20 protein-coding genes are annotated in these 23570 nt (G+C 70.6%); 13 read left to right on the plus strand and 7 right to left on the minus strand.

All coding sequences use genetic code 11. The annotated features are described in order from the left end of the window. Positions 1-8 precede the first annotated feature (8 nt). Positions 9-983, plus strand: a complete 975-nt coding sequence (locus tag N4G66_RS03965) for an aldose epimerase family protein (protein ID WP_261702515.1) — start codon at positions 9-11, stop codon at positions 981-983. Between the two features lie 106 nt (positions 984-1089). On the opposite strand, the gene N4G66_RS03970 is transcribed toward N4G66_RS03965, so the two are convergent. Further along, on the minus strand, positions 1090-3552 hold the full coding sequence (locus tag N4G66_RS03970; protein ID WP_261702516.1) for a beta-glucosidase family protein: 2463 nt from the start codon (positions 3550-3552) through the stop codon (positions 1090-1092). A gap of 103 nt (positions 3553-3655) precedes the next feature. Here N4G66_RS03970 and N4G66_RS03975 point away from each other — a divergent pair, with 103 nt between their 5' ends. Next, the gene (locus tag N4G66_RS03975) at positions 3656-4231 is read left to right on the plus strand and encodes a TetR/AcrR family transcriptional regulator (RefSeq protein WP_261702517.1); all 576 of its coding nucleotides are present in this window, start codon (positions 3656-3658) and stop codon (positions 4229-4231) included. Positions 4232-4289: 58 nt separating this feature from the next. Here N4G66_RS03975 and N4G66_RS03980 read toward each other — a convergent pair whose 3' ends face one another. Both N4G66_RS03980 and N4G66_RS03985 read right to left on the minus strand, forming a co-directional pair. Further along, positions 4290-4688, minus strand: a complete 399-nt coding sequence (locus N4G66_RS03980) for a RidA family protein (RefSeq protein ID WP_261702518.1) — start codon at positions 4686-4688, stop codon at positions 4290-4292. Positions 4689-4697: 9 nt separating this feature from the next. Further along, the gene (locus N4G66_RS03985; RefSeq protein ID WP_261702519.1) at positions 4698-5510 is read right to left on the minus strand and encodes an NAD(P)-dependent oxidoreductase; all 813 of its coding nucleotides are present in this window, start codon (positions 5508-5510) and stop codon (positions 4698-4700) included. A 295-nt stretch (positions 5511-5805) separates the two neighbouring features. Between N4G66_RS03985 and N4G66_RS03990 the strand changes: the two genes are divergently transcribed. Together N4G66_RS03990 and N4G66_RS03995 are read left to right on the plus strand one after the other, a co-directional pair. Then, the gene (locus N4G66_RS03990; RefSeq protein WP_261702698.1) at positions 5806-6738 is read left to right on the plus strand and encodes a LysR family transcriptional regulator; all 933 of its coding nucleotides are present in this window, start codon (positions 5806-5808) and stop codon (positions 6736-6738) included. Between the two features lie 131 nt (positions 6739-6869). Further along, entirely contained in the window at positions 6870-8204 is a 1335-nt protein-coding gene (locus N4G66_RS03995) for a pyroglutamyl peptidase (RefSeq protein WP_261702520.1), read from the plus strand. Between the two features lie 107 nt (positions 8205-8311). Here the strand turns inward: N4G66_RS03995 and N4G66_RS04000 are convergent, their stop codons facing one another. The 3 genes from N4G66_RS04000 to N4G66_RS04010 all read right to left on the minus strand — a co-directional run bounded on the left by N4G66_RS04000 (position 8312) and on the right by N4G66_RS04010 (position 10727). Then, positions 8312-9133 (minus strand): EI24 domain-containing protein, encoded by an 822-nt coding sequence (locus N4G66_RS04000; protein WP_261702521.1) that lies wholly within the window; start codon positions 9131-9133, stop codon positions 8312-8314. 9 nt (positions 9134-9142) lie between these two features. Continuing rightward, positions 9143-9460, minus strand: coding sequence for a hypothetical protein (locus tag N4G66_RS04005; protein WP_261702522.1), 318 nt, complete (start codon positions 9458-9460; stop codon positions 9143-9145). 244 nt (positions 9461-9704) lie between these two features. Further along, complete coding sequence (locus tag N4G66_RS04010) at positions 9705-10727, minus strand: NADP-dependent oxidoreductase (protein WP_261702523.1); 1023 nt, start codon at positions 10725-10727, stop codon at positions 9705-9707. Positions 10728-10837: 110 nt separating this feature from the next. On the opposite strand from N4G66_RS04010, the gene N4G66_RS04015 reads away from it, so the two are divergent. After that, positions 10838-11287: a MarR family winged helix-turn-helix transcriptional regulator gene (locus tag N4G66_RS04015; protein ID WP_261702524.1), complete on the plus strand. Its 450-nt coding sequence runs from the start codon at positions 10838-10840 to the stop codon at positions 11285-11287. Between the two features lie 387 nt (positions 11288-11674). Here N4G66_RS04015 and N4G66_RS04020 read toward each other — a convergent pair whose 3' ends face one another. Continuing rightward, positions 11675-12403 carry an SCO2400 family protein gene (locus tag N4G66_RS04020; protein ID WP_315903612.1) on the minus strand — a complete coding sequence of 243 codons (729 nt, stop codon included), beginning with the start codon at positions 12401-12403 and terminating at the stop codon, positions 11675-11677. Between the two features lie 267 nt (positions 12404-12670). Here N4G66_RS04020 and N4G66_RS04025 point away from each other — a divergent pair, with 267 nt between their 5' ends. The 8 genes from N4G66_RS04025 to N4G66_RS04060 all read left to right on the plus strand — a co-directional run bounded on the left by N4G66_RS04025 (position 12671) and on the right by N4G66_RS04060 (position 23255). Further along, complete coding sequence (locus N4G66_RS04025; RefSeq protein ID WP_261702526.1) at positions 12671-13828, plus strand: mandelate racemase/muconate lactonizing enzyme family protein; 1158 nt, start codon at positions 12671-12673, stop codon at positions 13826-13828. Next, the gene (locus N4G66_RS04030; protein ID WP_261702527.1) at positions 13825-14829 is read left to right on the plus strand and encodes a zinc-dependent alcohol dehydrogenase; all 1005 of its coding nucleotides are present in this window, start codon (positions 13825-13827) and stop codon (positions 14827-14829) included. The genes N4G66_RS04025 and N4G66_RS04030 overlap by 4 nt, the downstream gene beginning before the upstream one ends. Before the next feature lie 117 nt (positions 14830-14946). Beyond that, positions 14947-15915 carry a hypothetical protein gene (locus tag N4G66_RS04035; RefSeq protein ID WP_261702528.1) on the plus strand — a complete coding sequence of 323 codons (969 nt, stop codon included), beginning with the start codon at positions 14947-14949 and terminating at the stop codon, positions 15913-15915. Positions 15916-16056: 141 nt separating this feature from the next. Continuing rightward, complete coding sequence (gene chvE, locus N4G66_RS04040) at positions 16057-17166, plus strand: multiple monosaccharide ABC transporter substrate-binding protein (protein ID WP_355851131.1); 1110 nt, start codon at positions 16057-16059, stop codon at positions 17164-17166. 43 nt (positions 17167-17209) lie between these two features. Then, entirely contained in the window at positions 17210-18760 is a 1551-nt protein-coding gene (gene mmsA, locus N4G66_RS04045; RefSeq protein WP_261702529.1) for a multiple monosaccharide ABC transporter ATP-binding protein, read from the plus strand. Next, complete coding sequence (gene mmsB / locus N4G66_RS04050) at positions 18757-20001, plus strand: multiple monosaccharide ABC transporter permease (RefSeq protein WP_261702530.1); 1245 nt, start codon at positions 18757-18759, stop codon at positions 19999-20001. The genes mmsA and mmsB overlap by 4 nt, the downstream gene beginning before the upstream one ends. Before the next feature lie 51 nt (positions 20002-20052). Next, positions 20053-21198 carry an aldose epimerase family protein gene (locus tag N4G66_RS04055; protein ID WP_261702531.1) on the plus strand — a complete coding sequence of 382 codons (1146 nt, stop codon included), beginning with the start codon at positions 20053-20055 and terminating at the stop codon, positions 21196-21198. A gap of 329 nt (positions 21199-21527) precedes the next feature. Next, the gene (locus tag N4G66_RS04060; RefSeq protein WP_261702532.1) at positions 21528-23255 is read left to right on the plus strand and encodes a pyridoxal phosphate-dependent aminotransferase; all 1728 of its coding nucleotides are present in this window, start codon (positions 21528-21530) and stop codon (positions 23253-23255) included. Positions 23256-23570: the final 315 nt, after the last annotated feature.

Below are 23570 nucleotides of genomic sequence, written 5' to 3' on the forward strand. Positions count from 1 at the left end.
TTTCCCTCATGAGTGAACTTTTCGGCACACTTTCCGACGGAACCCCGGTCCACCGCTGGACGCTGGAGCGCGCCGGGGTCCGGGTGCGTGTGCTCACGTACGGCGGGATCGTGCAGTCGGCCGAGGTGCCGGACCGGGACGGGCGGACCGAGGACGTGACGCTGGGCTTCCCCGACCTGGCGGGTTACGTGGAGCACCCGGAGCCGTATCTGGGGGCGCTGGTCGGGCGGTACGCGAACCGGATCGGGGGCGCCCGCTTCTCGCTGGACGGAGCGGCCTACCGGCTCGACCCGAACAACGGACCCAACTCGCTGCACGGCGGCGACGGCGGCTTCGACAAGCGCGTGTGGGACGCGGAGCCGCTCGAACACGGGGTGCGGCTCTCCCGGGTCAGCCCGGACGGCGAGGAGGGCTTTCCGGGCCGCCTGGAGGTCTCGGCGACATACACGCTCGACGAGGGGGGCGCACTGCGGATCGCCTACGAGGCGGTCACCGACGCGCCGACCGTAGTGAACCTGACGAACCACACGTACTGGAACCTGAGCGGCTCCGGCAGTGCGCTGGGGCACGAACTCCGCCTCGACGCCTCGCGGTTGACGCGGGTGGACGCGGACCTCATCCCGACCGGGGAACTCGACCCGGTCGAGGGCACGCGCTTCGACTTCCGGGAGTCACTCAAGACCGGCGCGGGATACGACCACAACTACGTGCTCGACAAGGGGCTCACCGGCGCTCCCGTGGAGGTCGCCGAGCTGCACGATCCGACGTCCGGGCGGGTACTGACGGTCGCGACCACCGAACCCGGTCTCCAGCTCTACACCGCCGACCATCTGAGCGACCCCTTCACCCCCAACGACGGCATCGCGCTGGAGACCCAGCACTTCCCCGACTCCCCGAACCGGCCGGACTTCCCGAGCACGGAGCTGCGGCCGGGCGACGTGTACAGGTCGCAGACGGTGTACGGGTTCTCCGTTCGCTCCTAGTGCTGCCGGGACCGGCGGTCCCGGTACCGCGTGACGGGTGAGACGGCGAGCCCCGGTCCGGAGGTCAGGTTCCGGGCCGGGGCTCGCCGATCGGGGCGCGCTCTGGTTACGCCTCGATGATCCTGCTCAGACGGCGGTCCGTGAGGGAACGGCCTGCCTGAACCTCGTACGAACCCTTCACAAACGCCCAGGTGTCCGCGGTGGTGTCCCAGATCTCGAAAGCGCGGCGCGGGAGCTCCACGACGGCCTCGACGCTCTCACCGGGCCCGGCCTCGACCCCGGCGAAACCGGCGAGCACTCGGGCGGGCCGCTCGCTGCCGGGTTCCGCCGGGGCGAGGTAGACCTGGACGACCTCGCGCCCGGCGCGCTCACCGGAGTTGCGGACGCGCACGGTGGCGGTCGTGCCCTCGACCTCGAGGGACTCGTACGTCCAGTCGGTGTAGCCGAGGCCGTGGCCGAAGGCGTACGAGGGGGTCCTTCCCTCCTTCTCCCAGGCGCGGTAGCCGATGAAGACGTCCTCGGTGTACGGGAGCTCGCCGTCGGCCGGGCGCACCTGGGTGACCGGGGCGTCGGCGAGGGAGCCCCAGGTGGTGGGGAGGCGGCCGCCCGGCTCGTGGGCGCCGGTGAGGACGTCGGCGAGGGCGGCGCCGCCCTCCTGGCCCGGGAACCAGCTGAGGAGCACGGCGGCGACCTCGTCGCGCCAGGGGAGTTCCACCGGGGAGCCGGAGTTGACGACCACGACGGTGTTCGGGTTGGCGGCGGCGACGGCGTGCACCAGCTCGTCCTGGCAGCCGGGGAGCCTGAGGTCCGCCCGGTCGAAGCCCTCGGACTCGACGCGGTCGGTGGTGGCGACCACGACGACGGCGGTGTCGGCGGCGCGGGCCGCCTCGACGGCCTCGGCGATCAGCTCGTCCGCGTCGCGCACGGGCTCCTGGTGGGCGAGCGAGAAGCCGACCACCTTCATCCGGTTGCCCTCGGGGAACGCGACGACATGGGTGAGGGAGACCTCGACCGTTTCGCCCGCGGCGAGTTCGGCCCGGCCGCGCGGGATCGGGGCGCCGAAGATCGTCACGAAGGGGCGGTCCTTGTCGGTGCCCTGGACGTCGTCGAAGTACGTCGTGCCGTCGACGGTGAGGGTGAACGCTCCGAGGCCCTTGATGCCGAAGGTGTGCGGGCCGCTGTCGCGCGGGGTGAAGGTGCCGGTGAGTTCGACCGTGTGGAGGATGTCGTGAGTGACTCCTTCGGGCAGGTCGTCGCCCATCCACTGGATCTGGCCGTTCGGGGCGGAGGCGGTGGCGATGATCTCGCCGGCGGCGTCGCGGCAGACGGCGCGCAGCTCGAACCCCTTGTCGGCGACCGGGAGTTCCACGGTCGGGTCCGCGCCGACGGCGTACGTCAGGCTGCCCTCGGGGAGGGCGGCGGTGAGGCCGTCGAGGGGCGAGACGATCCGGGCGGGGAAGACGGTCGCGGAGCCGCCGCCGAGGACGCGGGCGTCCCGGCCGGCGGCGCCGATGAGGGCCACCCGGTGGCCCTCGGCCAGCGGCAGCACGCCCTCGTTGCGGACGAGGACGAAGCCGCGGCGGGCGATCTCGCGGGCCAGCGCCTCCCCGTCCACGGCCTCGGGCGGCTCGCTCACGACGGGCTCGGCGCCCTCCAGGATGCCGACCCGGGCGGCGAGGCGGAGCACGTTGCGGACGGCCGCGTCGACAGTCGCCTCCGCCACCTCGCCGGCGCGCACGGCGGCGGCGAGCGGCGGACCGTAGACGGTCACGGGGCCGGGCATGGCGACGTCGAGGCCGCCCTCGATCGCGGCCTCGGTGGAGCGGGCGGCCGTCCAGTCGGAGACGTTGAAGCCGTCGAAGCCCCATTCGCCGCGCAGGACCTCGTTCACGAGGTACCGGTGCTCGCTCATCGTCGTGCCGTTGACCGAGTTGTAGGCGGTCATGATGCCCCACGGGTGCGCGTTCTCGACGATGGTCTCGAAGGGGGCCAGGTACAGCTCGCGCAGGGCGCGTTCGGAGACGAGGTTGTTCACCGTGTAGCGGTCGGTCTCGGCGTCGTTGGCGACGAAGTGCTTGACGGTGGTGCCGACGCCGCCGGACTGCACGCCCCGGACGTAGCCGCTGCCGATCGCTCCGGTCAGGAGCGGATCCTCGCTGTAGGCCTCGAAGTGGCGGCCGCCGAGCGGTGAGCGGTGCAGGTTGACGGTGGGGGCGAGCAGGACGTGGACGCCCTTGCCGCGGGCTTCCTGGGCGAGGAGCGTGCCCGCGCGGCGGGCCAGGTCAGGGTCCCAGGTGGCGGCCAGCGCGGTGGGCGAGGGGAGCGCGACGGAGGGGTCGTCGGCGGTCCAGCGGACGCCGCGGACACCGATCGGACCGTCGGACATGACGAGGGACTTCAACCCGATCTCGGGGAGCGCGGGCAGCGTCCACATGTTCCGGCCGGACAGCAGCCGGGCCTTCGCGTCCAGGTCGAGCCGGCCGAGGGCCGCCTCGACGACGGCCTCGCGGGCCGCGTCCGCCTCCGCGTCCTTCCGGTCCTTCGCCGTCTCCACCGCAGTCTCCGCCATGGCGGCACCTCCTCGTTGAAAGCCGTCGGTCTCCCCCATCCTGCATCGGCCACCTGTAGAGCGGTAGGTTTAGTTACCCTGCCGTTACAGTAAGGGTGATCGGATGCCGTACGGTGGCGCCATGGCGACCAGGACCAGGAGTGAGGAGCGGCGTGCGGAGATCGTGCGCGCGGCGCTGGAGGTGATCGCCGAGCGCGGTTACCGGGGCGCGAGCCTCGCCGCGGTCGCCGAGCGCGTGGGCCTCACCCAGCAGGGCCTGCTGCACCACTTCCCGACGAAGGAGGCCCTGCTCGTCGCCGTACTCAAGGAGCGGGACCAGTGGGACGCCCTGCCGGACACCACATGGCGGGCCGACCTGCTCGTCTCGCTGGTGGAGTACAACGCCATGCGGCCCGGGATCATCCAGACCTTCTCGGCGCTGCTCGGCGAGAGCGTCACGGAAGGGCACCCGGCGCGCGAGTTCTTCACCCGGCGCTACACCGCGGTGCGCGCGAGCATGGCCTCGGTGCTGCGCGCCGAGTACGGGGAGCGGCTGCCGAGCGGCCTCACGCCGGAGCGTGCCGCCCCCCTGCTCGTCGCCGTGATGGACGGGCTGCAGTACCAGTGGCTGCTGGACCCGGAGTCGGTAGACATGCCGGCCGCGTTCCGGGACTTCCTCACGCTGCTGGGCGAGGACTGACCGACGTCCGGGGCCACGGGGCGAGGACGGACGTTCTCACCCTGTCGGGCAGGGACTGTCATCGAGCCACCGGGTGGGGGGCGACCGCAGCGACGACCTCCACCTCCACGAGGGCGTCCGGCTTGAACAGGCGCGCGGCCTCGAAGGTCATGCTGGTCGGCGCGGTCCCGGTGAGGAACTCCCGGCGTACGGCGCCGTATTCGCCCAGCCTGTCGATGTCGGTCAGATACGTACGGATGTTGATGACGTCGTGGAGGGTCGCGCCGTGCGCGCCGAGCAGCGCGGCGACGGCCTCGAACACGCCACGGCTCTGGGTGGCGAGGTCCGGGCCGTCGGCGACCTGACCGGAGAGATACAAGAGGGCGCCGCCGCCCGGGAGTTCGACGCGGGCGACCTGGGAGTAGTAGGCGTTGGCGGGCTGCGGCGCGCAGGCCGGGTTGTCGAGTGTGATGCGCATGGCGTTCCCTCAGGCCGGGCGGCGGATGCGGGTGACAGCTCGCGTGATGTCCTCATCGGCGAGTGCGGGATCCTCGGCGGCGCTCCGAAGGTGCTCCAACACTGCCTCCATTGCGGGGAGTCGGGCCGCCTTCGTGGCGAGCGCGAGGTCCTTCACGGCGAGCGCGGTGCCGAAGTGCACGCCTTCGGCGAAGGCGCGGTCCACGGCGCCGCCGAGGGGACCGTTCGCCAGTGCGGTGCGTGCGGTGTCCTCGTCCAGGCCGAGGGAGTCCGCGAGGACCATGGCCTCGGCGACCAGGGCCACGCCGCCGAGGACGGCCGCGTTGAGGACGAGCTTGAGCGCGGCGCCCGAGCCGAGCGGTCCGGTGCGCGTCACCGTCCCGAAATGGGCCAGCACGTGTTCGACGCCGGTGGCGTCGCCGCCCGCGAGAACACCGAGCCGGCCGGACTCGGCTCTGTCGGTGCTGCCCATGACCGGGGCGTCGACCAGCGTCACACCCTCCCCCAGCCGGGCGGCCAGCTCCTTGATCGCGTCCGGGCCGACCGTCGACATCTCCACCCAGTGGGCACCGGGGCGCAGTTCGGGCACGACGGCTTCGGCGACCGCGTCGAGAGCCGCCGGATCGGCGAGCATCGTGATCACCACGTCCGCGTCGCGTACCGCCTCGGCCGGCGAGGCGGCGAGTTCGGCCCCCGCCGCGACGAACGGCTCCGCCTTCGCGGGGGTGCGGTTCCACACCGTCAACGGGTGCCGCGCGCCGAGGAGTCGGCGGGCCATGCCGGCGCCCATGCGACCGAGTCCGAGAAATGCGATCTTTTCCATGAACGGGACGCTAGGCGCAGGGAATTGATGCGACAAGCGAATGTCTAGCATGCCTGTCATGCCGAACTCGCATGACAGTGCCGCACCTGACGATGCCGCCCAGGGCAACGCCCGACAGGGCGACGCCCGACAGGGCGACGCCCGACAGGGCGACGCCCGACAGGGCGACGCCTCACAGGGCAACGCCCCGTATGGCCATGTCTCGCCGAACCCGACTCCGAACGGAGCGATTCCGGGCGGCAGAACCTCTTACGGCGCTCCTCTGCACGACGCTCCTGCGTACGGTGCTCCCGATCTGTCCACCGTCTGGCTGCGGGTCTTTCTCGATGTCGCGCGGCACGGTTCGTTCACCGTGGCCGCGCGGACGCTCGGGTGGACGCAGTCCGCGGTGTCACGGCAGATCTCCGCGTTGGAGGCGGCGCTCGGCGGGGCGCCGCTCTTCGACCGGCTGCCCCGGGGTGTACGGCTGACGGAGGCCGGCCGGGTGCTCGTGCCGCACGCCGCGTCGGTGGTGGAACGGCTGCGCGGGGCGGGACGCGAGCTGGCCGCGCTGCGAGAGGTCGCGGGCGGGCGGCTGCGGGTGGGGGCCTTCGCCACGGCGGACGCGGCGCTGGTGCCGCGGGCCATCGCGGCGTTCCGCGCCCGGCACCCCGCTGTCCGGCTCACCCGCCAGGAGGGCTTCACCCCCGTCCTGCTGGACGGGCTGACCGCCGACCGTCTCGATCTGGCGGTCGTCTCGACGACGGGCAGCGCCCCGCTGGACGCCTACACCCTGCACCACCTGCTCGACGAGTCCCTCTACGTCGCCGTCCCCGCCACCCACCCGCTGGCGGCCGAGCCCTCCGTACGCCTGCCCCAACTCGCCGACGCCGAGTGGATATCCGGCAGCCGGCGCCCCGAGGGCACCCTGCTCGACGCCGCCCTGCGGCACGGGTTCCGGCCGCGGATCGCGCATGTCGTGGCCGAGTGGACGGCCAAGCAGGGATACGTTGCCGCCGGGCTCGGGGTGACGCTGATCCCGGCGCTCGCCGCCGAGTCCGTACGCCCGGACATCGCGCTGCTTCCGGTGCTCGACGAGGAGGCGCCGGCTCGGGCCGTGTACGCGGCGACGGTGCGGGGGTGGTCCCTGACACCGGCGGCCGGGGCGTTCCTGGGCGCGCTGCGGGAGTCGGCGGCGAGGATCCCCGCCTCACCGGCCGGAGGGCATCTGCCGGGGCCCAAGGTCTGACCGGAAGCCGTTCCGCACAACGACCCCTGCTCTTCGGCCACTTCCGCCCCGCGCCATGGCGGACGCCCCCCGCACCACGGGATACTGCCGCCGTCCGGCGGCACCCCCCATGGCGAGAGGCCCGAACTCCCTTGACCCAGTTACGTGTTCGGATCGGCATTCTCGGGCTGGCACTGCTGGCGGGGCTCACCGCGACGCCCGCCGCGACGGCGACGACGACCGGAACCGCTACGGCCGGACCCCCCACGGTCGAGGAACGGCGGCTCGACGGGGCGGCGCCCCGGGAGATCCTGCGGCGTTCCGGATTCGCCACGGTGGCACCGGAGTTCGTCCGGGCACTGGGCCGGGCCGGGTCGTACGCGCAGGCCGAGCGGATCGCGGTGCGGGAGGGCGCGCGGCTGTGGCGGCGGGCGGTCGACCGGGCACAGGGCCGGGGCCCGACGGGCGGGGACCTGAGCCGGGACGACGACCGGCCGCTGTACTGGGCGCGGCTCGGCATGACGCGCGAAGTACGGGAATGGGAACCCGGGTTCGGGCTGACCGAGGCCCAACGTGCCCGCCTGCTGGACGGCTTGGAGCGGAGCTCGCGCGGTCAGAACGCGGTGCGCTTCCCATCGCGCACGGGGCCGCGCGCGGGCATGAAGCGCATCCTGGTCACCGGGTTCGACCCGTTCACGCTCGACCGTGACATCCGGATCTCCAACCCGTCCGGGGCGACCGCGCTCGCACTGGACGGCACGACGATCCGGACGGCGGACGGTCCGGCGCGGGTGGAGGCCGTCGTGTTCCCGGTCCGCTGGCAGGACTTCACCGGGGGCACCTCCCTGGTGTCCGACTCCGGGGAAGGGACGGTGGAGCGGACCCTGCGGCCGTACCTCCCCCAAGTGGACCTGTTCACGACGGTCAGCCAGGGCCGTGTCGGCCGGTTCGACGTGGAGCGGACCAACGGGGCCTGGCGGGGCGGCTTTCCGGACAACGACAACGTCTCGGTGACGGGGACCGTCCCGGTCGCCGACCCGGTCTCGCAGCCCCAGTGGACGACGACGACCCTCCCGTACGCGCGGATCGTCGCCGCGCACACCGGCCGTTTCCCGGTCTACGACCACACCTCGGTGACGGAGATCCCGGCGGGAGCCGCCGATCCCGTCGTGCGTCCCGACGGACCGACCCCGGGATCACAGGCCCGCGCGGGCGGCGGCGGGGACTATCTGTCGAACGAGATCGCCTACCGGGCGACGCTGCTGCGGGACCGCCTCGGCCTGGGCGCGAGCCTGCCCGGCGGCCATGTCCACACGCCTGTCCTGCAGTTCGGCGCGGACAACACGGACCCGGCGACCGGGACGGTGACGGACCCCGAGTTCGTGCGCAACCGGCTCGACATCATCGCGCAGGTACGGGCGATCCTGGCGGTGGCCATGGACGCGGCCGCCCCGGCCGTCGGTGGGCCGGCGCGAACGGGCGGGTGACACCGAGCCCGGCGAGGACGGAGCCGGTGACGACGATCACGGCGTGGCCGGCGCACCGGGGGCGACGACGGCCGGCACGGTGATGGCGGCGACGGCGAGTGTCCCGGTCACGAGGTGGCGCCCTGCTCCTCGGACGCCTCGTCGGACGCCCCTTCCAAGTCCTCGTCGGCATCGCCCTCGCTGATCTCCTCGCCGAGCAGGTCGCGGGCCATCAGGGTGGCGCCCGCGACGGCGCCCGGCATCAGGAAGACCGCGACGAACGGAACGAGGAAGGCGAGGCCCAGCGGGGTGCCGAAGCCCCAGACCAGTGCCTTGCGGGAACGGAGCAGGGCGAGGCGTGCCCGGAGGTCGACGCGGCGGCGTTGCAGGGCGACGGCGACGAGTTCCTCGGTGAGGAAGAAGCCGGTGACGAAGAACCCGAGCACCGGGACGACGGTCTGTCCGACGAACGGAACGAAGCCGAGCGCGAAGAGCAGGACACCCCAGACGAGGGCCCGCACGAGGATACGGAGGCTGTCGCGCGCGGAGATCCACAGTTCACGCCAGAGCGGCAGCCCCGACTCGGGGGCCGTGCCGTCCGGGGAGACGTCGCGGTCGACCTTCTCCGAGAGGTTCTCGTAGAAGGGCTGGCCTATCAGCAGGGTGACCGCGGTGAAGGTGAGGACGGCGAGCAGGAGGGCGAGAGCGAAGAGCACGGCGGTGAGGAAGCCGCGGAAAAGGCCTGCCCAGGGGCTGGTCCAGCCGTCCGCGAACGGCGTCGCCCAGGTGACGAAGCCCTCCCCGTACATGCCGAGGGCGACCAGCGCCGCCGCGTACAGCACGAGCGTGATGAGTCCCGGCACCAGCCCGAACCCGTAACTCTTCCCGTGCCGGGCCACCCACCGCTGGCCGCGCAGCAAATAGCCGAAGCCCACCCCAAGATCGCGCATGGGGCAACTTTATCGGGGTGCCGGGCCCGACCCCAGCGCGTGGCGGTCACGGCTTCGGCACCACACGACGGGAACGGACTCGGGGCCGAGTGCGGGTGACGGACTCGGCGTCCGGTGCGGGTGACGACCCACGTGATGGTGCGTCCCTAGGACCTGTCCGCCGGGCAGGTCCTGGGCGACCGTCACGGCGACCACCACCCCCTGGTCCGCCGCGGGCGCCATCGCGGCCGAGACACGGACCGCGGCGGCACGGGCGATCCGGCCGGCCCGCTGGGCGGAGCCCGTCATCACGGGCTGTTCGGCACCGAACCACTCTTCCGCGACCATCCGAAGGGAGAGTTCCCGCAGGTGGCAAAGGCACTGCCGACAGTGTCCCGCGCCCCGGAGGGAAGTTGACGGCGTCCGTCCTGAGCACCGAGGGGGCCGGGCTCATGGCTCCCTGAGTCCCGGAGGGAACAGGCGGAGGCCGCACCCCACGTCCCGGGTGCGGCCTCCGCCGTGTGCGACGAGCGCCACGGAAAGGCGTCACCGTCGCTGTCGTTGTCGCTGCCGCTGCCGCTGCCGCCGCGGGTCAGAGCTTGACGATCATCTTTCCGATGTTGTCGCCGCGCAGGACGCCGAAGAACGCCTCCACGTTGTTCTCGATGCCCTCCACGACCGTCTCGGCGTACTTCAGCTCGCCGGAGCGGATCCAGGCGCCGACCTCCTGGACGAACTCCTGCTGGAGGTCGTAGTTGTCGCCGACGAGGAAGCCCTGGATGCGGCCGCGGGTCTGGATCAGCCGGGCCAGGTTCCGGGGGCCGGGGGCGGGCTCGGTGCTGTTGTAGACGGAGATCATGCCGCAGACCGCGATGCGGCCGTCCCGGTTCAGCGAGCCGATGGCGGCCTCCAGGTGGTCACCGCCCACGTTGTCGAAGTAGACGTCGACGCCGTCGGGCGCCGCCTCGCGCAGCTGCTGGGAGACCGGGCCGTTCTTGTAGTTGAAGGCGGCGTCGAAGCCGTACTCCTCGACGAGCAGTTTGACCTTCTCGTCGGACCCGGCGGAGCCGATGACGCGCGAGGCACCCTTGAGCCGGGCGATCTGGCCCACCTGGCTGCCGACGGCACCGGCGGCGCCGGACACGAAGACGGAGTCGCCCTCCTTGAAGGAGGCGGTGCGCAGGAGACCGGCGTACGCGGTGAGGCCGGTCATGCCGAGGACGCCGAGGTACGTCGACAGCGGCGCGGCCTGCGGGTCCACCTTGACGGCCTGCTTGGCGTCCACGACGGCGTACTCGCGCCAGCCGAGGAAGTGCAGCACATGGTCGCCGACCTCGATGCCCTCGGCGTTCGAGGCGATGACCTCGCCGACCGCGCCGCCCTGCATGGTCTTGCCGAGCTCGAAGGGGGCGACGTAGGACTTGGCGGCGCTCATGCGGCCCCGCATGTACGGGTCGACGGAAACGTAGGCGTTCCGCACCAGGACCTCGCCCGGACCAGGCTGTCGGACCTCGGCCTCGACCAGGGCGAAGTCCGCGGGCTCGGGCCAGCCGACGGGACGGCTGACCAGGTGCCATTCGCGGCCGACGGAGGGAAGCTGGGGGGTCTCGGACATGAGGGTGCGCCTTTCACGGTGACCGGCGAGCGGCTCTAATGCTTCAGTACCTGAAACAACCATGCGCCTGAATATTTCATGATGTCAAGTAACGCTGTAGGCTCGGAGGCATGGCCACCCACAAGAGACCACGGATCGACCCCTTGACCGTGGAGGTCGTCGAACTGATCGGCACGGTCGTGGCCCGCTACCACGAGGAGTACGAGGACGCCGCCGCCGAGCACGCCCTCACCGGCGCGCAGGCGCGACTGCTGAGCCTGCTCTCGCTGGAGCCGCTGCCGATGCGGCGCCTCGCGCAGAAGCTGAAGTGCGAGCCGTCGAACGTCACGGGGATCGTGGACCGGCTGGAGACCCGGGGGCTGGTGGAGCGCCGCCCCGACCCGGCGGACCGCCGGGTGAAACTGGCCGCGGCGACGGCCGAGGGGCGCAGGATCGCCGGGGGGCTGCGCGACTCGCTGAACTTCGCCCGCGAGCCGCTCGCGGAGCTCTCGGATCAGGAACGGCTGGCGTTGCGCGACCTGCTGCGCCGCATGCTGGGCGCGGACGCCGACAGCGACTGAGGGTGCCGGCTCCGGCACGCCGGGCCTGAACGCCTCACGGTGCGAACGGCGGCCTCCTGGACGGCCGGCACTGTCGGGACTGTCGAGTTATGTCAGCATCTGTCGAGACCTGTCAGATTCTGTCAGGTTCCGGAGTGGCGTGTCGCGGCCTGTCGGATTCCGCTGGGCTCCGCCACGGCCCGTCAGGCTCCGCCGAGTCCTGTCACGGCCTGTCGGGCCCCGTCGGGTTCTGACGGGCGGAATCGCCGAGGATGCCCCGGAAAGGGGCCGTCGCGTGACCGGCATGAGGACCGGTCAACGGCGTGTCGGGGCCGTCCTACGACCGGCATGACGGTCTGCCACCGGCGTGTCGGGGCCGTCGCGGGTCCGGTTGAGCGCCGGCAGGCGCTACGCGCACCACCACAAGAAGTGGTTGCACGCGCCCGACGACGAAGGGGACGGTTTCGGCGCCGACGTCGTGGGTGCCGCGGTGGCGGGGGCCGATGTCCGGGGGGTCGAGGAGCCGGCCGCCGGGGCCGAGGTGGACCGGCCCGGGGTCGTACCGGCGCTCGACGACCCACCCCCGGCACTCTTCTCGCTCGTCGCCGTGGGAGACGCGGAGACGGACGCAGAGGCGGAGGGCGACGACGAGGAGCCGGGCTTGCGGGTCGCCGAGGCGGAGCCGGACGGGGAACTCTTCGGGTGCGAGGACGCCGCCGAGGAGGCCGAGCCGTCCGGCGACTCACCTCCGGCCGCCGCGGGGCTCGGGCCCAGCCCGGGTGCGTCGACGCCGAGTTCGGCGAGGCTCAGACCGCCGGCCGCGAGAACGAAGCCCACCGCGACGAACAGGGTGCGGCGCCGCCGCCGGCGGTGCGCGGCGGCCTTGCGGTCGCGCCGGCTGGTGCCGGCCGGGGCGTCCGGACCCTGCGTGCCACCCGGACTCCCGGCGTCCCGGCCGCGGCCTCCGCGCCGTCGCGCGGCCCGCCCCTCGGCGTCGCCGTCCTCACCGTGGTGCGCGTCGGCGTCGGCGCCCGATTCCGGGCGCGCGTCGACGTCTTCGGCGTCCGCATCGAGTTCGTCGACCGGGGTACCGCACCCGGGACAGGCGAGGGCGCCGTTGAGATGCCTTCGGCACACGTGGCAATAGTCCATGACGCGGGAAGACTAGGGTCACCGCCGGTAACGTTCCTAGGCGCAGTTGTGAAGGTTCTGTGCGGAATCCAGTATTCCGGTCCGTCGGACCCGGACACCCCCGACCATTCCCCGCCATCCTGCGCCCATCGCGTCGAAACCGTTATGTGCGCGACCCATTGACACTCCGCGGGCCACGTCCTTACTGTCACGCCAGCATTTCGAACGTGTGACGAAATTTCGAACAAAGCTCAAGCACAGGGGGCATCTGCCGTGCGCATCACGGGAATCAGCACACACGTGGTCGGGACACCCTGGCGGAACCTGACCTACGTCCAGGTGCACACCGACGAGGGCATCACCGGAGTCGGCGAGACCCGCATGCTGGGCCACACCGACGCGCTGCTCGGCTATCTGCACGAGGCGCAGGCCAACCATATTCTCGGTTCCGACCCGTTCGCCGTCGAAGACCTGGTCCGCCGGATGAAGTACGGCGACTACGGACGCGCCGGCGAGATCGTGATGTCCGGCATCGCGGTCATCGAGATGGCCTGCTGGGACATCAAGGGCAAGGCGCTCGGAGTGCCGGTCTGGCAGCTCCTCGGCGGCAAGGTCACCGACAGGGTCAAGGCGTACGCCAACGGGTGGTACACCACCGAACGGACCCCGGAGGCCTACCACAAGGCCGCGCAGGAGGTCGTCGCGCGGGGCTACAAGGCCCTGAAGATCGACCCCTTCGGCACCGGCCACTTCGAGCTCGACCACGCGGCCACCCTCTACTCGGTGTCGCTCATCGAGGCGGTGCGCGACGCGATCGGTCCCGAGACCGAGCTGATGCTGGAGATGCACGGCCGCTTCTCGCCGTCCACCGCCGTCCGGCTGGCCCACGAGCTCGCGCCCTTCAAGCCCGCGTGGCTGGAGGAGCCGGTGCCGCCGGAGAACCTCAAGGCACTGGAGAAGGTGGCCGCCAAGGTCGACATCCCGGTCGCCACGGGCGAACGGATCCACGACCGCGTCGAGTTCCGCGAGCTCTTCGAGAGCCAGGCCGTCGACATCATCCAGCCCGACGTCGGCCACATCGGCGGCATCTGGGAGACCCGGAAGCTGGCCGCCACCGCCGAGGCGCACTACGTCCTGGTCGCGCCGCACAACGTCGGCGGCCCGGTGCTGACCGCCGCCTCGCTCCAGGTCGGCTTCACCTCGCCCAACTTCAAGATCCTTGAGCACTTCAACGACTTCGCCGACGCGGAGATCAAGAAGGTCGTGAAGGGCGCCCCGCAGGTCGTCGACGGCTACTTCGAGCTGTCCCACGAGCCCGGTCTGGGCGTCGAGCTGGACGTCGACGCGGCGGCCGAGTTCCCGCAGCAGCAGGCCCGGTTCGACCTGTGGGCCGACGGCTGGGAGCAGCGCAAGCCCAAGGGGGCGAAGTGAGCACCGCGGTCGTCATCGAGGGTCCGGGCGAGCACCGGCTGACCCCGCACGAGCCGGTTCGGCCGTCGGCGGGCGAGGCGCTGGTACGGGTGCACGCGGTCGGCATCTGCGGCAGCGACCGCGAGGTCTACCAGGGCAACCGGCCCGAGGGGTACGTCCGCTACCCCCTGACCCCGGGGCACGAGTGGTCCGGGACCGTCGAGGAGGTCGGCGCCGGTGTCCCCAGGGCGCTGGTCGGCCGCAAGGTCGTCGGTGAGGGCTTCCGCAACTGCCAGGTCTGCGACCGTTGCCACGCGGGCGAGACAACGTTGTGCACGGCGGGGTACGAGGAGACCGGGTTCACCCAGCCCGGCGCGATGGCGAGCACCCTGACACTGCCGGCGCGGCTGCTCCACGTCCTGCCCGACGACGCCGATCTGACCGCCGCCGCCCTGCTCGAACCGGCCGCCTGCATCGCGGCCGCCGCGCTCAAGGCGAACGCCCGGCCCGGTGAGCGCGTGGCCGTGGTGGGCACCGGGACGCTCGGCATGTTCGCCGTGCAGTTCCTGAAGGCGGGTTCCCCTGCCGAGCTGCTCGTCGTGGGCACCCGCCCGGACCGTGCCGCGCTGTCGAGGGACTTCGGCGCCACCGACTTCCGTACCAGGGACCAGGAACTCCCGGACGACTTCGACGTCGTGATCGAGACCGCCGGGTCCGCGTCCGCCGCGCGCACCGCTGCCTCCCTGCTGCGGCGCGGCGGACGCCTGGTCCTCACGGGGATCCCGGCGCCGGGTGCCGAGGGTCTCGATCCGACCGATCTCGTCGTACGGCAGCTGGAGGTGCACACCGTGTTCGGGGCTCCGCCGGAGGCCTGGGCGCACACGGTGCGGGTGTTCGGCGCCGGTCTGCTGAACCCGTCGCCGCTGGTGACGCACGAGCTGCCGCTCGCCGCGTTCCCGGAGGCCATCGAGCTGGTGGGGTCCGGCGACCCCAAGGTCGGCAAGGTCCTGCTGAAGCCGTGACCACCCGAGCCGTACGCCGGTACGGGGTTCCTGACGACCCCGCACCGGCGTACACCAGGCCCCCGCACACCCTTAGCCGCGAACTCTGCCCGAAATATCGAACATGAAGGACAGCTCGTGACCGACGCCTCCCCTACGGCAGCCCGTCGACCCGGTGAGAGCGCACTCGCCGCGCTCGGCCTGGGCGCGCCCGCCCTCTCCCCAGCCGACGCCTCGCCGCACACCTTCCCGGGAGGCGGCCGCTGGCGCACCGAGGTCCCCTCCGTGGAGGGGCCCGAGGCGCTCGCCGTGGTCCTCAAGGAGGCCTCGCGGCTCGATGTGCCGATCCACCGGATCAGCCAGGGCAGCGGTGTCTGGATGCTGACCGATGCCGAGATAACCGAGATGGTCGAGGCCACCGGCGAACGCGACATCGAGCTCTGCCTGTTCACCGGTCCCCGCGGCAGCTGGGACATCGGCGCCTCGGTCCGCACCGACTCGCGCGGCGCCGGGCTGCGTGCCCGCGGCCACGACGCGGTGGCCGGCTGTGTCGAGGACGCCGTCCGGGCGACGGAGCTGGGCGTCAAGTGCCTGCTCGTCGCCGACGAGGGCGTGCTGTGGACGCTGCACCGGGCGCGGGTCGCCGGGATCATCCCGGCCGACACCACCCTCAAGGTCTCGGCGCTGATCGGTCCGGTCAACCCGGCCTCGTACGCCGTGTACGAGAAGCTCGGCGGTGACTCGCTGAACGTGCCGAGCGATCTGACGCTCGATCACCTCACCGAGATCCGGCGGGTCTCCGCCGCCCCCATGGACATGTACATCGAGGCCCCCGACGATCTCGGCGGGTACATCCGGATGTACGAGGTCGCCGAGCTGATCCGCCGCGGCGCACCGCTGTATCTGAAGTTCGGGCTGTCCAAGACCCCCGGGATCTACCCGTACGGACACCATCTGCGGGACCTGACCCTGAGCACGGCCCGGGAAAGGGTGCGGCGCGGCCGCCTCGCCCTCGACCTGCTGGCACGGCACGGAGCGGACGGCGACATGGCGCCGCTCGGCACCCGTCTGCCCGGCACGCTCTCCCGGTTCGACACTCCCTCATAACGTTCGCACAAACCCCCTTCACACAAGCAGACACAGTCGCGCACAATCCAACACACCCTCTCGGCCTTCCTCTCTCAAAGCTCCCGGAGTATTCGAGTTCCGCGAGACCGAGCCCGGTCCAAGACATCAAGGATGATGATCATGCGTAACCGCAGAGCCGCCCTCACCGCCATAGCCGGAGCCGCCTCCCTCGCCCTCGCCCTGACCGCCTGCGGCCAGAGCGGCAACGGCGGCAGCAAGGACGAGGCGACCGGCAGCAGCAAGGGCGGGACCATCGGCATCGCGATGCCGACGAAGTCCTCCGAGCGCTGGATCGGCGACGGCAACAACGTCGTGAAGAACCTGGAGTCCAAGGGCTACAAGACCAAGCTGGTCTACGGCGAGGACGACCCCCAGCAGCAGGTCTCGCAGATCGAGAACCTGATCACGCAGGGCGTCAAGGCGCTGATCGTCGCGGCCATCGACAACAAGTCCCTCGACAACGTTCTCCAGGAGGCCGCGGACGCCCACATCCCGGTCATCGCCTACGACCGCCTGATCCTGGGCACGAAGAACGTCGACTACTACGCGTCCTTCGACAACAGCAAGGTCGGCGAGCTCCAGGCCAACTACATCGTCGACAAGCTCGGTCTGAAGAACGGCAAGGGCCCGTTCAACATCGAGCTGTTCGCCGGCTCCAACGACGACAACAACACGAAGTACTTCTTCGGCGGCGCGATGAGCGTGCTCCAGCCGTACATCGACAGCAAGAAGCTCGTCGTCCAGTCCGGCCAGACCGGCCTCACCCAGGTCACCACCCTGCGCTGGGACGGCGCCACCGCCCAGAAGCGCATGGACGACATCCTCACCAAGTCGTACGCCAGCAAGAAGGTCGACGCAGTCCTCTCGCCGTACGACGGCATCTCCATCGGCATCCTGTCGGCGCTGAAGTCGGACGACTACGGCTCCAAGAGCAAGCCGCTGCCGGTCCTCACCGGCCAGGACGCCGAGCTGGCCTCGGTGAAGTCGATCATCGCGGGCGAGCAGACGCAGACCGTCTACAAGGACACCCGCGAACTGGCCAAGATCGCCTCGAACATGGTCGACGCGGCCCTCAACGGCAAGAAGCCGGAGACCAACGACACCAAGACCTACGACAACGGCTCGAAGGTCGTCCCCGCCTACCTGCTCCAGCCGGTGAGCGTCGACAAGACCAACTACAAGCAGGTCCTGGTGGACGGCGGCTACTACACGGCGGACGAGCTCAAGTAACCACCCCGTCCCACTGATCTCTTAGTGATTGGAAGGCACGACCATGGCGGGACCCGTCCTGGAAATGCGCTCGATCGTCAAGACCTTTCCCGGCGTCAAAGCGCTGTCGGACGTCACGCTGACCGTCCGCCAGGGCGAGGTCCACGCCATCTGCGGGGAGAACGGCGCCGGCAAGTCGACCTTGATGAAGGTCCTCTCCGGCGTCCACCCGCACGGGAGTTACGAGGGCGAGATCCTCTTCGAGGGTGACGTCTGCCGCTTCGGGGACATCCGGGCGAGCGAGCAGCACGGCATCGTCATCATCCACCAGGAACTGGCGCTGTCGCCGTACCTCTCCCTCGCGGAGAACATCTTCCTCGGCAACGAACACGCCAGGGGCGGGTTCATCAACTGGAACGAGACGCTGCGGCACGCCACGCAGCTGCTGCGCCGGGTCGGTCTGACCGATCACCCGGAGACCCGCGTCGCCGACATCGGCGTGGGCAAGCAGCAGCTCGTGGAGATCGCGAAGGCGCTCTCGAAGAAGGTGAAGCTGCTCATCCTCGACGAGCCGACCGCGGCGCTCAACGACGAGGACAGCGACAAACTCCTCGATCTCATACTGGAGTTGAAGAAACAGGGCATCACCTCGATCATCATCTCCCACAAGCTGAACGAGATCCGCAAGGTCGCCGACTCGGTGACGATCCTCCGCGACGGCCAGTCCATCGAGACCCTCGACGTGAAGGCGCCGGAGACGACCGAGGACCGGATCATCAGCGGAATGGTCGGCCGGGACCTCGACCACCGCTTCCCCGAGCGCACCCCGCATCACCCGGAGGAGGACGCGGCCCCGGCGCTGGAGATCCGCGACTGGACCGTGCACCATCCGATCGACCAGCAGCGCAAGGTGGCCGACGACGTGTCGCTCCATGTGCGGCGCGGGGAGATCGTCGGTATCGCGGGCCTCATGGGCGCCGGCCGCACCGAGCTCGCGATGAGCGTCTTCGGACGGTCGTACGGCCGGTACGCGGGCGGCACGGTCCTCAAGGACGGCAAGGAGATCCGCACCAAGACCGTCGCGGAGGCGGTCGGCCACGGCATCGCCTACGTCACCGAGGACCGCAAGCACTACGGTCTCAACCTCATCGACACCATCAACCGCAACATCTCGCTGACCGCTCTGGACAAGGTCGCCAAACGGGGCCTGGTCGACGAGCACGAGGAGCGCCAGGTCGCCGAGCGCTACCGCAAGTCGATGAACATCAAGGCGCCGACCGTCTTCGAGCCGGTCGGCAAGCTCTCCGGCGGCAACCAGCAGAAGGTCGTCCTCAGTAAGTGGATCTTCGCGGGTCCGGACGTGCTGATCCTGGACGAACCGACCCGCGGCATCGACGTGGGGGCCAAGTTCGAGATCTACACGGTCATCGACAAGCTGGCCGCCGAGGGCAAGGCAATCATCTTCATCTCCTCCGAGCTGCCCGAACTGCTCGGCATGTGCGACCGCATCTACACCATGGCAGCCGGGCGGCTGACGGGTGAGTTCTCGCGGGCCGAGGCCACGCAGGAAGTGCTGATGCGTCAGATGACGAAGGACAAAGAGGTAACGCGATGAGCACCGATGTGACCAACACCCCGGCCGAGGCACCGCCGGGCAAGAGCGGCAGCAACGACACCGGGGAGAACCTGGTGCGGCTGATGCTCGACGGCATGCGCCGCAACATGCGCCAGTACGGCATGCTGATCGCCCTCGGCCTGATCGTCGCCCTCTTCGCCGTCTGGACCGGCGGAGACACGCTGCTGCCGCACAACGTCTCCAACCTGGTCCTGCAGAACAGCTACATCCTGATCCTCGCGATCGGCATGATGCTGGTGATCATCGCGGGCCACATCGACCTGTCGGTCGGTTCGCTGACGGCGTTCGTGGGCGCGTTCGCGGCCGTGATGACGGTGCAGCACGGCGTGTCGTGGCCCGTCGCCCTGGTGCTGAGCCTGGCGGTGGGCGCCGTGGCGGGCTCGGTCCAGGGATTCCTGATCGCCTATCTCGGCATACCGTCCTTCATCGTCACCCTCGCCGGGATGCTGATCTTCCGCGGCCTGACCGAGATCCTGCTCAAGGGGCAGACCCTCGGCCCGTTCCCGGGCGGCCTGCAGAAGATGGGCAACGGCTTCCTGCCGGAGGTCGGCCCGACCACCAACTACCACAACATCACGCTGCTGCTGGGCCTGGCCGTGATCGTCTTCGTGGTCCTGCAGGAGGTCCGTGACCGCAAGCGCCAGCAGGAGTTCTCGCTGGACGTGCTGCCGGCCAAGCTGTTCCTGCTCAAGCTGGTCGCGCTGGTCGCCGCGGTCCTCACCGTCACGATGATGCTCGCCAGCTACAAGGGCGCGCCGATCGTGCTGCTGATCCTCGGCGCGCTGGTCGTCGGCTACGGCTACATGATGCGCAACGCCGTCTTCGGCCGCCACATCTACGCGATCGGCGGCAACCTCCCGGCGGCGAAGCTGTCCGGCGTCAAGGACAAGAAGGTCACCTTCTATGTCTTCCTGAACATGGGCATGCTCGCGGCCCTGGCGGGTCTGGTGGTAGCCGCCCGCCTGAACGCGGCCTCTCCGAAGGCCGGCCTGAGCTTCGAGCTGGAAGCGATCGCCTCGTCGTTCATCGGTGGCGCGTCCATGAGCGGCGGTGTGGGTACCGTCCTCGGCGCGATCATCGGCGGCCTGGTCCTCGGCGTGCTGAACAACGGCATGAACCTCCTCAGTGTCGGCACCGACTGGCAGCAGGTCATCAAGGGCCTGGCCCTGTTGGCGGCGGTCGGGTTCGACGTGTGGAACAAGCGCAAGTCCGGTTCGTAACTCAGCTGGGCCCCGCCGAAAGGCGGGGCCCCTCCATTTGCAGGAGCCGCAGTGGACATGAGCAGACGTACGGTCATCGCAGGAGCGGCGGCAGCGGGATTAACCGCGGCCACCATCGGCACAGCGCACGCCTCTGGCGGCAGGAAGCCCGAGAAGGAGCTCTTCGGCAAGCTCGCCGACGGGACGAAGGTCCACCGGTGGTCGCTGGAGAACGGCGGGACGCGGCTCAAGGTCCTGTCGTACGGCGGAATCGTCCAGTCCCTGGAGATACCCGACCGGCACGGCAGGTACAAGAACGTCGCGCTGGGCTTCGACAACATCGACGACTACGTCGCGAGCAGCCCGTACTTCGGCGCGCTGATCGGCCGGTACGGCAACCGCATCGGCAAGGGGCAGTTCACCCTGGACGGCAAGAGCTACCAGCTCTCCGTCAACGACGGCGCCAACAGCCTGCACGGCGGCGCCAAGGGCTTCGACAAGCACGTCTGGGACGTGGAGGGCTTCACCTCGGGCTCCGACGTCGGACTCGTCCTGCACTACACCAGCATCGACGGCGAGATGGGCTACCCCGGCACGCTCAGGGCGAAGGTCACCTACACCCTGACCGGGCACGGCGACTGGCGCATCGACTACGAGGCCACCACCGACAAGGCCACCGTCGTCAACCTCACCAGCCATGTCTACTGGAACCTCGCCGGTGAGGGCAGCGGCTCGATCTACGACCACGAGCTGGAGATCGCGGCCGCCCGCTTCACCCCCGTCGACTCGGGCCTGATCCCCACCGGTGAACTGGCCGGGGTCGCCGGCACCCCCTTCGACTTCCGCCGGACGAAGACCGTCGGCAGGGACATCCGGGTGGCGCACCAGCAGCTCCTGTACGGCAAGGGCATCGACCACAACTGGGTTCTCGACAAGGGCATCACGGCGAAGCCCCGGCATGTCGCGACGCTCCGCGATCCGTCCTCCGGGCGCACCCTGAGCATCGCGACGACCGAGCCCGGCCTGCAGTTCTACTCGGGCAACTTCCTGGACGGCACCCTGGTCGGCACCGGCGGTCACATCTACCGGCAGGGCGACGCCCTGTGCCTGGAGACCCAGCACTTCCCGGACTCCCCGAACCACCCGTCGTTCCCGTCGACGGTGCTGCGGCCGGGGCAGACCTACCGGACCTCCACGGTGCACTCGTTCGGTGGCTGACCGGTCCTCACCGGTGCGTGCGTTCGGCGCGTGACCGGTCCTCACCGGTGCATGTGCCGGTTCGTGACCGGACCCCACGGGTGCGTGCGTCGGGTTCGTGACCGGACCTCATACATGCACCCGTCGGGTCCGTGACCGGACCCCACGGGTGCATGTGTCGGGTCCGTGACCGGACCTCACAGCCGGTTCACAAAATCCACACGACTGCGCGGCAATTGAACAGCGCCACTTCCGTCTCCGTATGAGAGGGCGGCCCGTGCTCCCCCGCGCGGGCCACCCAAAGACGGAGGGCCCGTCCTCCCCAGCGGGCTCGCCCATACGGAGGTTCCATGGCAGGCAATGTCACCTCGCTCTTTCGCGGCACCGCGGCGCACAGTCCGTCGATGGCCGCACTGACGCGGGAGGGCGACGGAGCCGGCCCGGTGGATTTCTGTATTCCCTGCAACCCGTACTTCCCCACGCCCGCGATGTTCGACGAACTCGCGAGCCGGCTGCGCGAGATCATCACCTACTACCCGAGCAGCGCCGACACGATCACCAGTGAGCTGTGCTCGCTGCTCCAACTTCCGCCGCAGTGCGTCGCGATGGGCAACGGTTCGACCGAACTCATCACATGGATCGATCACTTGCTGGTCCGTGAGTCCCTCGCGATACCTGTCCCCACGTTCGGCCGCTGGACCGACCAGCCGATGGAGACCGGCAAGCGGGTCGACATGTTCCCGCTCCAGGAGTCCACCGGCTTCGCGCTCGACCTCGCCGCGTACGCCAAGTTCATCCGCGCCCGCGGCACCAAGGTCGCCGTCATCTGCAACCCGAACAACCCCGACGGCGGCTTCCTGCCCCGCCAGTCGCTCATCCAGTTCATGGACGCGATGGCCGACCTGGACCTGGTCATCATCGACGAGTCGTTCCTGGAGTTCGCCGACGCCGAGTCCGAGCCCAGCGTGGTCGAGGACGCGGTCATGCGGCCCAACGTCATCGTGCTGCGCAGCCTCGGCAAGAACTTCGGCCTGCACGGCATCCGCTTCGGCTACATGGTCGCCAACCCCTCGCTGGCGGGCAAGGTCCGCTCGATGCTGCCGAAGTGGAACCTCAACTCCTTCGCGGAGACCGTGGTGTTCATGCTCAAGAACCACGGCAAGGAGTACATGGAGAGCCTGCACATGGTCCGCCGCGACCGGCTCGACATGGCCCGCCAGCTCTCCGCGCTGCCCGGCCTGACGATCTACCCCTCGCAGGGCAACTTCCTGTTCGTACGCCTCCCCGTCGGCGCCGAGGGCACCGTGGTCCGGGACCGGCTGCTCACCGAGCACCGCATCCTGGTCCGTGAGTGCGGCAACAAGGTCGGCTCGTCCAGCCGCTTCCTGAGACTCGTGGTACGTCCGCAGACGGATGTACGCCGCCTGGTGGCCGGCCTGGAACAGGTGCTCTACGGGTCCAGGAAGGAAACCGCCGTACCCGAGCTGAGCAACGGGACCGGCTACAGCTCGGGTACGGCCATGGTGGACCGTCTCGTCGGCGCGACCAACGGAGCGGGCATGCAGGGGCTGGCCGCGCAGGCGAACGTCTGGCCCGGACAGCCCGCTCAGGCCCAGCCGGTGGCGGCGGCCGCCCCGCAGCCCAGCCTGCCGCCCGGTCCGCCGGCGCGGCCCGCCGCGGCCTCGCCCTATCCCGCCCAGCAGCCCGCCGCCGCTTCGCCCTATCCCGCCCAGCAGCAGCCTGTGGCGGCCCCTGGCTATCCCGCCCAGCAGCAGCCCGTGGCGGCCCCGGGCTACCCCGCTCCGCAGCCCACCAACTGGCCGGCCGCGGCCCAGGGCCCGGGTGCGATGCCGGCCCAGATGCCGCCCGCGGCGATGACCGCACCGGCCCAGCCCGCCGGTCTCCAGCCGGCCGCCCAGACAGGCATGCCCGGCATGGCGAACGGCGCCTCCATGGGTGCGCAGGGCGGCCTGACGGCGGCCCAGGTCCGGGGCAGGACACAGCCGGAACCACCGCCACCGCAGGCGGACGGCGGCTGGGGAGCCGTAGGCGCGATGCTCTACAACCAGGCCGGTTAGCAGGCCGCTCATATCGCCGGGCGGACCTCCGCACGGCCGGCCACCGGCCGGCCGACAGGAACCGCCCGTCACCGACGGCGCGGGCAGGGCAGAAGTACGCCCGCCCGGCGCCGGAGGACCCCTGTGTCCCGAGCCGCGAACTCCGGCGCCGGACACCACAGCGCGGTGCCCGCGGAACCGGGGCACCGACGCCTTCGCCGTTCACCTGTCCCCGTATCCCGTCACTCCCCTGTGCGGCCGGAGACCGGCGCGTCCCCCGCGCCGAGGCGGCTGCCCCCTCGCGGTCCTGCCACGTCGACCGCGAGGACGCCACGC

It is taken from the genome of Streptomyces rhizosphaerihabitans, from assembly GCF_025399795.1.
Taxonomy (GTDB): domain Bacteria; phylum Actinomycetota; class Actinomycetes; order Streptomycetales; family Streptomycetaceae; genus Streptomyces; species Streptomyces rhizosphaerihabitans.